Source organism: Myxococcus sp. CA023, from assembly GCF_010998615.1.
GTDB lineage: Bacteria > Myxococcota > Myxococcia > Myxococcales > Myxococcaceae > Myxococcus.
Map to the genome: position 1 here is coordinate 63354 of NZ_JAAEAH010000046.1, position 11810 is coordinate 75163.

The 11810-nt window shown below is 69.9% G+C and carries 11 protein-coding genes and 2 pseudogenes; 6 read left to right on the top strand and 7 right to left on the bottom strand.

Going from position 1 to position 11810, the window contains the following annotated elements; translation table 11 throughout:
• Window positions 1-128 precede the first annotated feature (128 nt).
• Window positions 129-2090: a potassium transporter Kup gene (locus F8M74_RS20900; RefSeq protein ID WP_141254008.1), complete on the bottom strand. Its 1962-nt coding sequence runs from the start codon at window positions 2088-2090 to the stop codon at window positions 129-131.
• A 277-nt stretch (window positions 2091-2367) separates the two neighbouring features.
• Between F8M74_RS20900 and F8M74_RS20905 the strand changes: the two genes are divergently transcribed.
• Window positions 2368-3861: a PAS domain-containing sensor histidine kinase gene (locus F8M74_RS20905; RefSeq protein WP_141254007.1), complete on the top strand. Its 1494-nt coding sequence runs from the start codon at window positions 2368-2370 to the stop codon at window positions 3859-3861.
• Between the two features lie 33 nt (window positions 3862-3894).
• On the opposite strand, the gene F8M74_RS20910 is transcribed toward F8M74_RS20905, so the two are convergent.
• Window positions 3895-4440, bottom strand: a complete 546-nt coding sequence (locus F8M74_RS20910) for a hypothetical protein (RefSeq protein ID WP_141254006.1) — start codon at window positions 4438-4440, stop codon at window positions 3895-3897.
• Window positions 4441-4694: 254 nt separating this feature from the next.
• On the opposite strand from F8M74_RS20910, the gene F8M74_RS20915 reads away from it, so the two are divergent.
• Window positions 4695-5651, top strand: a complete 957-nt coding sequence (locus F8M74_RS20915) for an acyl-CoA desaturase (protein WP_141254005.1) — start codon at window positions 4695-4697, stop codon at window positions 5649-5651.
• Between the two features lie 20 nt (window positions 5652-5671).
• On the opposite strand, the gene F8M74_RS20920 is transcribed toward F8M74_RS20915, so the two are convergent.
• Window positions 5672-6112 carry a group II truncated hemoglobin gene (locus F8M74_RS20920; RefSeq protein ID WP_141254004.1) on the bottom strand — a complete coding sequence of 147 codons (441 nt, stop codon included), beginning with the start codon at window positions 6110-6112 and terminating at the stop codon, window positions 5672-5674.
• 212 nt (window positions 6113-6324) lie between these two features.
• Here F8M74_RS20920 and F8M74_RS20930 point away from each other — a divergent pair.
• Window positions 6325-6547, top strand: a pseudogene (locus tag F8M74_RS20930) (ATP-binding protein); the annotation flags it as partial.
• Here the strand turns inward: F8M74_RS20930 and F8M74_RS20935 are convergent.
• A complete protein-coding gene (locus F8M74_RS20935; RefSeq protein ID WP_141254003.1) occupies window positions 6516-7400 on the bottom strand; it encodes a 5'-3' exonuclease H3TH domain-containing protein in 885 nt (294 codons plus the stop codon). The pseudogene F8M74_RS20930 and the gene F8M74_RS20935 sit on opposite strands and share 32 nt — an antisense overlap.
• 194 nt (window positions 7401-7594) lie before the next feature.
• Between F8M74_RS20935 and F8M74_RS38550 the strand changes: the two genes are divergently transcribed.
• Window positions 7595-8449 (top strand): OmpA family protein, encoded by an 855-nt coding sequence (locus F8M74_RS38550; RefSeq protein WP_301340593.1) that lies wholly within the window; start codon window positions 7595-7597, stop codon window positions 8447-8449.
• Between the two features lie 23 nt (window positions 8450-8472).
• Window positions 8473-9063 (top strand): GNAT family N-acetyltransferase, encoded by a 591-nt coding sequence (locus F8M74_RS20945; protein ID WP_141254002.1) that lies wholly within the window; start codon window positions 8473-8475, stop codon window positions 9061-9063.
• 7 nt (window positions 9064-9070) lie between these two features.
• Here the strand turns inward: F8M74_RS20945 and F8M74_RS20950 are convergent, their stop codons facing one another.
• Both F8M74_RS20950 and F8M74_RS20955 read right to left on the bottom strand, forming a co-directional pair.
• Window positions 9071-9826 carry a DUF1338 domain-containing protein gene (locus tag F8M74_RS20950; RefSeq protein ID WP_141254001.1) on the bottom strand — a complete coding sequence of 252 codons (756 nt, stop codon included), beginning with the start codon at window positions 9824-9826 and terminating at the stop codon, window positions 9071-9073.
• Window positions 9827-10241: 415 nt separating this feature from the next.
• A complete protein-coding gene (locus F8M74_RS20955; RefSeq protein ID WP_163884510.1) occupies window positions 10242-10760 on the bottom strand; it encodes a hypothetical protein in 519 nt (172 codons plus the stop codon).
• 165 nt (window positions 10761-10925) lie between these two features.
• Between F8M74_RS20955 and F8M74_RS20960 the strand changes: the two genes are divergently transcribed.
• On the top strand, window positions 10926-11435 hold the full coding sequence (locus F8M74_RS20960; RefSeq protein WP_141254000.1) for a GNAT family N-acetyltransferase: 510 nt from the start codon (window positions 10926-10928) through the stop codon (window positions 11433-11435).
• 87 nt (window positions 11436-11522) lie between these two features.
• Here the strand turns inward: F8M74_RS20960 and F8M74_RS20965 are convergent.
• Window positions 11523-11810 (bottom strand): annotated as a pseudogene (locus F8M74_RS20965) (collagen-like protein); the annotation flags it as partial.

Here is an 11810-nt window from a genome sequence, read left to right on the forward strand (position 1 = left end):
GAGAGGTAAAATCGGACGCAAATGTGGCAGGGAGGCGCAGCCCAGAGCACAGAATCGCTATTCAACGCAAAGAGTCAAGGGCAGAGATGGGGTGAAGCACACCCGCCCTGGCTCAGGCGTTCACGGGGCTACAACTCCACCTGCGCGCCCAGCTCCACCACCCGGTTGGGCGGGATGCGGAAGTACGCGGTGGCGCTGCGCGCATTGCGGCTCATCCAGGCGAACAGCGCCTCGCGCCACACGGCCATGCCCGGGCGCTTGGTGGGAATCAGCGTCTCCCGCCCCAGGAAGAAGCTGGTGCCCATCAGTTGGAACTGGAGCCCCTTCTCACGGCAGCGCTTCAGCACGTCGGGGATGCCCGGGTTCTCCATGAAGCCGTAGCGCGCCACCACGCGCACGAAGCCCTGCTCCAGCGGCTCCACCTCCACGCGCTCGCTGTGCGGCACGTGCGGCAGCTCCTCGGAGAGGATGGTCAGCAGCACCACCTGCTCGTGCAGCACCTTGTTGTGCTTGAGGTTGTGCAGCAGCGCGGGCGGGGTGCCTTCCGCGTTGCCCGTCATGAAGATGGCCGTGCCCGGCACCCGCACCGGAGGGTGGTCGCCGAAGCTGCCCAGCAGCTCCTTCAGGGGGATGCTGGACGCACGCAGCTTGGCCGCCAGGATGTCGCGCCCCCGCTTCCACGTCGTCATCAGCGTGAAGACGACGACAGCCATCAGCAGCGGGAACCAGCCGCCGTCCGCCACCTTCACCGCGTTGGCGCCAAAGAAGGCCAGCTCCACGGTCAGGAACAGGCCCACCACGGGAATGGCCACCCACCGCCGCACGCCCCACAGCTCCCGGGCCACCACGTAGGCCATCAGGGTGGTGATGACCATGGCCGTGGACACCGCGATGCCATACGCCGACGCCAGCGCGCTGGAGGAGCGGAAGCCCAGCACCAGCGCCACCACGCCCACCAGCAGCGCCCAGTTCAGACCGGGCAGGTAGATTTGCCCCATCTCCTCCGCCGAGGTGTGCACCACCTCCATGCGAGGGCTGTAGCCCAGTTGCATTGCCTGGCGCGTCAGGGAGAACACCCCCGCGATGAGCGCCTGCGAGGCGATGACGCCCGCCACCGTGGCCAGCGCCACCAGCGGGTACAGCAGCCAGGACGGCGCCAGCAGGAAGAAGGGATTGCGCGCGGCGCTCGCGTCGCGCAGCAGCAGCGCCCCCTGCCCCAGGTAGTTGAGCATCAGCGCCGGCAGCACCATGGAGAACCACGCCAGCTGGATGGGCTTGCGGCCGAAGTGGCCCATGTCCGCGTAGAGGGCCTCACAACCCGTCACCACCAGGAACACGCCGCCCAGCACCAGGAAGCCATGCAGGTGGTTGTGGCGAAACAGCTCCACCGCGTGCCAGGGCGACAGCGCCCCCAACACCGCCGGGTTGTGGACCAGCTCCTTCACGCCCAGCCCCGCCAGCGTGAGGAACCAGACGCACATGACGGGACCGAAGACAGCGCCGATGTCCGCGGTACCGTGCCGCTGCACCAGGAAGAGCCCCACCAGGATGACCAGGGCGATGGGGATGACGTAGGGGTCGAAAACGGACGTGGCCACATGCAGGCCCTCCACCGCGCTGAGCACGGTGATGGCCGGAGTGATGATGCCGTCTCCATAAAGGAGCGCCGCGCCGAAGATGCCCAGCGTAATCAACACCGGACGCGACCGGTGGGACGGCTGCGCGCGCTGCCGCTGCATCACCAGCGCCATCATCGCCAGGATGCCGCCTTCGCCCCGGTTGTCCGCCTTCATCACCAGCAGCAGGTACTTCACCGACACGACGATGATGAGCGACCAGAAGATGAGCGACAGCACCCCCAGCACGTTCGCGGGCGTCGGCGGAATCCCATGCGCCCCCGTGAAGCACTCCCGTAACGCATACAGCGGGCTCGTGCCGATATCGCCGTAGACGATGCCCAAGGCCCCGAGGGCCAGCAGCGCCGAGCGCTTGAAGGTGTCCGGGCCCTTTTTGACGTCTTCGCCGCCCGGCACTCCGGTGGTGGTCGCTTTCACGAAGCCGCGCTTTAGCTGAACCCGGGCCTGGAGCAACCGCCACCGTGTTGCGCCCGGAGTATTCCCTTGTGTGCCTGACGCATCCCCGCCTCGGCGTCACAGTGCCCTAGGGCGGGGAGTGCGTCCGGAACGAACACTCCCAGGCCAGGGATGTTCGACATTCGCGACGGCACGGTCGCCCTGCCCGGAGGGACGCTCCTCGCCCCGTTACAGCCATGCTCCCATGCAACACGATGGGTGGGGGGACTCGATGACGATGTTGGCGGCACTTGGTCAGGCAGAAGCCCGGCGGTCCGGAGCACGAGGTCCAGCGATGCTGGAAGCCATCGTCCAGGTCTCCCCCCTGGCCATCCACCTGATGGACGTGGATGGCACGGTGCGGCTGTGGAACCCCGCCGCCGAGCGGCTCTTCGGCTGGAGCCGGGAGGACGTGCTTGGCCACCGCGCCCCCTGGGCCACCGACGCCCGCTGGGAGAAGTTCCGCCGCCATCAGGAGCAGGCCACACAGGGCCTGGAGCCGCCCTGCCTGGAGCTGGAGCTCCACCGGCGAGATGGCACGCCCCTCCATGTAGAGCTGTGGGCGGCGCCCATGCCACCGTCCACCACCGGTCCCGCCCAGTGCCTGGGCATGCTGGTGGACGTCACCGAGCGGCGCCGGGGCGATGCCCACCGACGGTTCCTGTCGGAGGCCAGTGAAGTCCTCGGCTCCAGCCTGGAGCAGGACGCGACGCTGGAGCACCTGGTGCGGCTCGCCGTGCCTGGCTGCGCGGATTCCTGCCGCGTGTTCCTCGAGGATGCCCCTGGCGAGGTGCGATGCGTGGTATCGGCGGGCCTGGACGCGCGGGAGCCCCTTGATGCGGGTACGCCTCTCGTCCCGGACGAAGCCGCGGTGTCGCGAATCATCGCGTCCGGAGAGCCGGCGCTGCACGACGCGGAGCCGCCGTCCTGGCTGGGCGTGCCGCTGGCGTGGCCGGGGCGGAAGGGCGCCGCGCTTGTCTTCTCGCGCACCGGACGGACCTTCGACGCGCGGGACATGGCAGTGGCGCGGGAGCTGGCGCGCCGGGCGTCACTCGCCCTGAACCACGCGCGCCAGTACCACGAGGCGCGTCAGGCCATCCGCGCGCGCGAGGAGTTCCTGGCCATCGCCAGCCATGAGCTGAAGTCCCCCATCAGCGCGCTCCAGCTCCAGGTGCAGAACCTGCGCAGCGCGCTGGAGCGCTCACCGGACGCCGTCCCCCGGGAGCGGCTGCACCGGGGACTGGACCTGGTGGGCCGGCAGGCGAAGCGTCAGGCGAAGCTCATCGACGCGCTGCTGGACGTGTCGCGCATCCACGCCGGACGGCTGGAGCTGAACCCGGAGCCGGTGGACCTGGGCGCACTGGTCCGCGAAGTGGCGGAGCGCTTCGAGCCGGAGTTGGTGGGCGCGGGCACGCGCCTGACGTTGACGCTGACGTTGGAGGCCCACGGCCATTGGGACCGGCTGCGACTGGACCAGGTGCTCACCAACCTGGTGTCCAACGCCATGAAGTACGGGCGGGGCAACCCCGTCCAGGTGGCGCTGTCCAGCACCGAGGCCCACGTGCGCCTGGACGTGCGCGACGCGGGCATTGGCATCGCGCCGGAGCACCTGCCCCGCCTCTTCCACCGCTTCGAGCGCGCCGTGTCCGGCCGGGACTACAGCGGCGTCGGCCTGGGGCTGTGGATTGTCCGCGAGGTGGTGGAAGCCATGGGCGGCCACGTCAGCGTGAGCAGCGAGCTGGGCGTGGGCTCCACCTTCACCGTGGTGCTGCCGCGTGCGCGCGGGTGAGGACGCCGGGGCCCACCCGCGCGGGCACGTCCCTCACAGCGCGAGGAACAGGATGGCGGCCTTCTCCTCGGGGCTCGCCGCGAGGAACTCGTCCGGCAGCCAGATTTCCGACGCGGGCGTCATGGCCCGGTCGCAGCTGCGCCGGCCCGTGTAGAAGCGGTTCGTGTTCTCCGCCTTCAGCCGGTAGGTGCAGTCGCGGACGTAGATGGTGAGCTCGCTGGGGCTTAGCTTCAGGTTGACGGGGCGTCCGCCAAATCCGCCCTTGGCCACGATGGCGTCCCCCTCCTTCGTCACCGTCAGGTTCACCGGCGCGCCGCCGACGGCGCCCTCCACCGCCCCGCCCTTCAGCGTCAGGGCGAAGTTGCCCTTCAACCCGCGGCCCTTCAGCATCCCGGGCGAGCGAGCCACCTGGAAGTCCGCCCCCGTCACCGCCTCGGGCGTCATCTCCAGGTTGAACGACTGGTAGGCAATCTTCATGTTGATGGCGTCCTGCTTCCGTTCGGCCATCGCCACGCTCGCCCCCAGCACCACCCCCAACACCAGCACGCTCCGGCGGAGCGGCATCAGCATGCGCTTCATGTGGAGACCTCCTCGTACGGTTTCATCCCCGGCTGAATAACGACAGTGTGGACACCGGATACCGGCCCGTCATTCACCTTGGGGTAACCCCCGGGAATTGCTTCCGGCGCGGTGGGCATCCCGCCAGGGAGGGGCCAGCGGGAGTCCACCGTCCACGCCGTGGGCACGCGCCGTGAATGGCGTTGACACCCAGGCAGCCCCGGGCGCGCAACCCCGTGGAAACAGGCCCGTCCTCCAGTGGCAGGCCCCTTGCGATGGCGCCCTTCCAAAAGGAGCGGGCCATGGCGGAGACGGGCAACACGCGGTGGGGAACGGCGAGGCTGGACGGAGGCAAGGTGCTGCGCTGGAGCCTCCTGCACGCGGGAGCGCTGGTGGGGGGCACCTGTTTCTTCTCGTGGAGCGCGGTGGCGGTGTTCGCCGGGATGACCGCGGTGACGATGTGCCTGGGCGTGTCGGTGGGCCTGCACCGGGGACTCATCCACCGGGCCTTTCGTGCCTCGGCGCCCGTGGAGCGCGCGTTGGCGCTGCTCGGCACCCTGGCCGGCCTGGGCGGCCCCATCGCGATGAGCCGCATGCATGACCTACGCGACTTCCACCAGAACCAGCCGGAAGCGGACTGTCCCCCCTACTTCGGCTACCGCGAGGGCTTCACGCGCGCCATGGCCTACGCCCTCTTCCACACCTGGCACCCGCGAAGCGGCACCGCGGACGTGCCAGCGGCGCCCCATGTGACGCAGGACGTGTTCTTCCGCGGGCTGGAGCGCGCGGGCCTGTGGCTCCAGGTGCCGCTCGCCCTGGCCTTGTACGCACTGGGCGGGGCGCCCTGGGTGGCCTGGGGCATCCTGGTGCGGCTGGCGCTCACCCAGGACGGCTTCTGGTGCGTCCATTACGTGAGCCACGTGGAGGGCGAGCAGCCCTACGAACTGCCGGGCTGCGCCGAACAGGGGCGCAACGCCGGCTGGCTGGCGCTGCTGAGCATGGGCGAGTCGTGGCACAACACCCACCACGTCTACCCGGCCTCGGCGCAGATGGGGCTCGGGTGGCGGCAGCCGGACCCGGGATGGTGGGCCGTGCGCGGACTGGCCGCGCTGCGGCTGGTGCATGACGTGAAGTCGCTGGCCCACCTGCCGCCGCGCCCGGGCGCACACCTGCGCCGCCCAGAGCCTCGTCGGACCCGGCGCCTCTGCGTGCTCGCCCTACGCCGGGCCTGACGCTCCGATGTGGGCGTGCTTCACTCCTCGACGTTGCGCAGGAAGTCCGCCACGTGGGCGAAGCGCTGATCGAGGAAGCGGCGCAGGCCCCCGGTGATGCCCCGCGCGTCCATGGCCCGCTGCATGGAGCGAATCCACGCATCACGCATGGCGACGCCGACGGACAGGTGGCCATGCCGCATGCGCAATCGGGGGTGGCCATGACGCTCCGTGTAGTCCTGCGGCCCGCCCAGCCATCCCGCGAGGAACAAGCCGAACCGCTCGCGCGTGCCGCGGTTCACCCGGCCCTCGGCGTCCAGCTCGTGCAGGCGCGCCAGCTCCGGCTCGTGGGCGTCCATGGCGTCGTAAAAAGCCTCGGCCAGGGCCATGGCCGCGTCGGTGCCGCCCAGCCGGTGGTACGGCAGGTCGTCCGGGCTCGGCACCCAGTCGTCTTCGGTGGGCATCTTCAGTTGTACGGACATGGCTTCTTTCTACCGCCGGAAGCGCCCAGGTTCATGGAGACTCGTCATTCCCCTCGAAACGCCCGGCTGACCTCCGGCGAACAGAGAGACAGGCGGTCCAGGGTCTGCTCGTCCTGGAAGACGTCTTCAAGCCCTTCCGCCCGGTGGAGTTCGCCGCGCGCGTCCAGGCCCTGGCGCAGTGGGAGCGCAGCCGGCGCAAGACGCTGGAGGAGCTGGAGCGCGCCACGGTGCGCCCGGAGGACCAGGGCCGGCGCGCGCAGCATCGGCCTGGGGCTCTACATCGTGCGCAGCATCGTCCTGGCCCACGGAGGCACGGTGGAGGCGCACTCCCAGGAGGAGACGGGCACCACCTTCACCGTGCGGCTGCCGCGTCATGCGCCCACGGCGCTGCCCGTGCACGAGCTCAGGGCGCCCAGCGCTTGGGACGGCGCTTGAGCGTCGTCAGGCCCAGCCGATCACAGAACGCTTCGTACGCGGCGGCCGGCACGCCCTTCCACGCCAGGTCCTCCAGCGACGACGTGCCCGGCAGCGGCGCGTCCGTCACCAGCGTGGCCAGCCGGCGGTAGAGCAGCGCGGCGTCACGGTGCTCGCGCAGCGTCGCGGCCAGCTTCTCCGCGCCCCGGGGACGCACCTTCCACTCGGACGCCTCCGCGGGGATGTCCTCCAGGTGGCCATGCGCGCTCAGCAATGCCGACGCGCCCTTCTCCCCGAAGCCCGGCAGTCCGGGGATGCCATCCGCCGCGTCGCCCATCAGCGCCAGCAGGTCCGGCACGCTCGCGGGGGGCACGCCCAGCTTCGCGCGCACCGCGTCCTCGTCGAGCACTTTCTCCTGCCGCCGGTCCACCTGCACCACGCGGCTGCCACGCACGCACTGGCCCAAGTCCTTGTCGGGCGTGAGCAGCCGCACCTGCTCCACCGCGTCCGCCCAGCGCGCCGCGGCGGTGGCCAGCGCGTCATCCGCCTCCTGCTCCTTCATGGACCACGCGGTGACGCCCAGCGCGCGCACGGCCTCCTCCGCCAGGTCGAACTGCGCGTGCAGCTCCGGGGGCACGCCCTCGTCGCTCTTGTAGCCGTCGAACAGCGCGTTGCGGAACGAGCGGATGGGATTGTCGAACGCCACCGCCACGTGCGTCACCGCCTCGTCCGCGTCGTGCAGCAGGGCGAGCAGCGAGGACATCAGCCCCACCGTGGCCTTCACGTCCTGTCCATCCGGCGCGGCATGGCCCGGACGGGGCGAGAAGTGGGCGCGGTAGAGCTCGTAGGTGCCGTCGACCAGGTGCAGGCGCATGTCGCCCTCTCTACCCCCGGTGGCGCACGCCGGCCAGTGCCCCTATGCGCCCGGAAGGCGCTTGCAAGGCTGCCCGCCCGCTCTTCGGCCAACCCTGCCACGGTTGGATTGCCGGCCTGTCTCCGAGGCCCCACCTCTACGTCTGGGCGCGCCATGACGCGTGTCCACGTCCTCGAGCGGCAGGAGGTGAAACCATGCGCCTGAAGCTGGCGGCGGTGCTGCTGGGCCTGACGATGGTGGGATGCGCCGGGCGGCAGGCGCTTCCCGCGCCGAATGAGCACGCGCTGCTGGAAACCGAGCGCATGCGGATGGATGCCCAGCGGCGCCAGCACGAGGCGGAACAGCTGCGGCGGTTGGCTCAGCAGCAGGAGGCGGAGTCGCGGCGGCTGGCGGAGGAGACCACGCGGCTTCAGGAAGAAGAGCAGCGCCGGGTGCGGGCCGAGTCCGAATCCCAGCGCCTGGCCCAGGAGCACCACGAACTGCTCCAGCGCTCGGCGGAGCTGGAAGCGGAGCAGGAGGCACGGCGCCAGGTGGAGCGGGAGCTGGAACGCGAGCGACAGGCGAGGCTCGACACGGAACAGCGCGCCACGGAGGCCCTGACGCAGTTGGAGTCGACGGCGCGCGACGTGAAGGTCCGCGAGGAGGCGCGAGGCCTGGTGCTGACGATGTCAGGGCAGGTGCTGTTCGCGTCAAACGCGGTGGACCTGCTCCCGGCGGCGCGTGAGCAACTGACGGAGGTGGCCAACGCGCTCAAGGTGTCCGACAGTCCCATGGTCATCGAAGGCCACACGGACTCGATGGGCTCGGACGCGATGAACGAGGCCCTGTCCTACCAGCGGGCGGAGCACGTGCGGGAGTTCCTCATCAGCCAGGGCGTAAGTCGCGACCGCATCCAGGTGCGCGGCCTGGGCGAGTACCAGCCCATCGCCAACAATTCCACCCCCGAGGGCCGCGCCAACAACCGGCGCGTGGAAATCATCCTCCCGAGCGGAGGAGAGGAGGCCACTGGCGGCAGCGGCGCTGAGCCCCCGACGACGCCTCGGCGCTGAAATCCAACGGACGCCGGAGTTGAATGCCCGCCATGGGCCCAGACGCAGTTTCCAGCCTGCTGAGCACCGAACGCCTGCATCTCGTGCAGCTCCCACCGGATGCGGCGTGGCGGGTAGTCGCGTACCACGAGGCGAACCGGGAGCATGTCTCCACCGTATCGCCGGCACGGCCGGCCAACTTCTTCTCGGTGACGTACTGGCGCACACGGCTGGCGCAGGACCGCGAGGACTTCCGGCTCGACCTGTCGCTGCGCGTGTTCCTGCTGCCGCGGAACCAGCCCATCCAGCTGTCGCCCATCATCGGCAACGTCTCACTCACGAACATCCGCCGGGGCCCATTGCAGTCCGCGGACCTGGGCTACGGCCTGGACCACCGCTACGAAGGCCAGGGCCTGATGACGGAGGCCCTGCGCGCGCTGTGTGGCTACGCCTTCAACGTCATGGGCCTGCACCGGCTCCAGGCCAACCACCTGCCGGAGAACCTGCGCAGCGCCGCGGTGCTGAAGCGCCTGGGCTTCCAGGTGGAGGGCATCGCGCGGGAGCTCCTGCTCATCGACGGCCAGTGGCGCGACCACGTCCTCAACGCGCTGATTGCCCCTGGCCGGCGGGGATGACCCGGAGCTACTCGCCGCGCTTCGTCATGTCGAAGAGCGCCCGGGCCTGGGGGCCCAGGAAGCCGTCGAAGTCCGGCGTGCGCTGGGCAATCTCGAAGTAGGCATAGGGCCACGAGCGCGAGCCACCGCCCTTGAGCAACACGGGCAGCGGCGCGGCCTGCGTGGCCGTCTGCCGCAGCGACGTCCCGGGCGCGCCCTCAATGTCGGCCTTCATCGGCACCCCGGCCTCACGCATGCGCTTCTGCCACGCCTCCACGTCGTCCACCGAGCCGGTGAAGTGGTTCACCTTGCGGCCGAAGGCGAGCAGCCAGGCGCCATACTGGGACTCCTTCTCCAGCTCCAGCAGCGCGGCCTCGTCAGGAGGGGGCGGCGGGCCGAACCACGCGGCCAGTGCGTCCACGTCCTCGGGAGGCGCGGGGTCCTCGGGCAGCCGGGCGAGCAGCTCGCGAGCGCGCAGGGACAGCTCCTCCTGCTTCAGCTCGGAGATGAAGATGCGGGGCAGCCCCGCCGGATGCGACAAATAGATGGCGGACAGGTGCGCATCCGGAAAGGTGTACGCGCCCGCGACCTTCCAGCCGAGCCGGATGAAGGGCTGCGAGAAGAGCGCGATGCCACCACCGGGCCGGGCCAGCGAGCGAAGCGCAACGTGGTCATTGCGGAAGCGGCCCCCGGAGAGCTGCACGAAGGTGCGCGCATAGGGCACCTCCGCGGCGTAGCGCTCCCACAGCAGGTCCAGGAGACGGTGGGCGGAGTCGGTGGTCATGGCGCGCGAATCTAGCGCCACCACCCGCCGAAGGCCGCCGTGACGGCCCGGACCACCGCCCTGCGGAAAAAAGAGCGGCGGCGCGCGACCCCGGGTCCTTGGAGGGGACTTCAGCCAGAGACGCGCGCCGCCGAGCAGCGAAGCTGCTGAAGACTCGCCTTGGAGTTTCGAGTCTTCACACCGAGGGTATGGTATGCATTGACTTCTTCCCCGCCACCCCACCCGCCACCCGGAAGTGAGCGCCGGAATAGGGTGTGGCGAAGGAAAAGGCCAGGACGCTGCAAGCCGCCTCACCAACACAGCGTTGAGCTAGCTTGAAGTCCTGCTAATCCAAACTTTGTAGCCGCAACATTCCGCCTGAGATGCGTGAAAGGCGGCTCACATCATTTGATTGAGAGAAATTGAGAACTGAGAGTCAGTGCAGATGCTCGGGAAGCATGGGCAGTCCGTGGAAGAAGCGGCGCCCGCTCTCGAAGCGGCGGTGGAAGCAGATGCGGTCATCCAGGTAGAGGCGGGCCATCTCCTCCTCGCCATAGGCCGTGAAGAAGGTGGCGCGGGCCTCGTCGCAAGCGGCCTCATACGCCGCGCGAAGGGCCTCCCAGTCCTCGGGTGGAGTCTCCTCGCCGCTGAGCCAGACGCCCTGCTCCACGCCGTACTCACGCTCCATCAACTCCAGCTCCAGCGCCAGGCGGCACACACGGGGTTCGTCACCAATCGCCTCGTCCGCCATGGAGGTGAGGATGTGGGCCACCAGGAAGAAGCCCGCATCGGGAGGCACCACCCCTTCTTCACGCGCGGCGCGGAAGGCCACCAGCAGCTGCGCATCCATCGCGTCGTCCCCCAGTTCCAGCAACTGGGTGGCGAGGCCCCGCCACCGCGCCTCCATGTCCCCCACTTCCTGGAGGTTCAGTGCCTCGTCTCGCGTCTTCTTCATCGTGTGGCTCCTTCGGGAACTGCTCCCGAAAATCTCATCCGGGTCTGACGTCCAACCACGATTGCGAGGACGTCCGGATTTACTGCTGCTTGCATCCGCCGTTGGGCGGATGACGGAGCACCGCGGTGGCCGTCCGCTGTTGGACGCGTCGTCGCCCGTCGAGCCATGCTGCTCGCCACCGTGTCCATTGACCTGCGCGCCGCGACGGCTGCGGACGACCCTTTCCTCTTCGCGCTGTACGCCAGCACCCGGGAGTCCGAGCTCGCCGCCTGGGGTTGGGCGCCCGCACAGCGCGACGCCTTCCTCCGCATGCAGTGGGTGGCGCAGTCGCACGACTGGGCGGCCCGCCATCCTCGCGCCGACCACCAGGTGGTGTGTCTCCAAGGCCAACCCATGGGGCGCCTGCTGGTCGCGAAGGACGCGGCGGCGTGGCGGGTGGTGGACATCGCCTTGTTCCCCGCGCACCAAGGCAGCGGCGTGGGGACCCGGCTGCTGACCCAGGTGCGGGACGAGGCCGGGAAAGCAGGCGTCCCCCTCCGCCTGCGAGTGCTACGAACCAACCCCGCGCGCAGGCTGTACGAGCGCCTGGGCTTCGAGGTGGACGCCGAGCCTCCCGAGGAGACCGCCGCCCCTTACGTCGCCATGACGTGGAACCCCGCGCCACGTCAGGACTGATGCACAGCGGAACCATGCTCCGGAAACACGAACGGCCCGCGAGCTGATTGCCCGCGAGCCGCCCGCATCCCCCCAAACCGCCAGGACCTACAGGAACACGTTCTCCGGCGTGGGCGTGACAGTCCGGAGGTCATATCCGGCGGCACCCGGCTCGGACGGTTGAGGCGCGGCCAGCGTCCCGCCACCACCCGAGCCACCATGTCCACCGCACGCGCCGCCCCCACCGCCCGCGGTGATGGCCTGGCTTGCGCCCGTGGGATTCGCGGTGGCGCCCGCGGCGCCCGCGGTCACGAGAATGCCGCCTGTCACGCTGGGCGTCGTGGTGGAGAGGAGCTGGACGATGCCACCGCCGCCGCCGCCGCCGCCGCCCTTGCC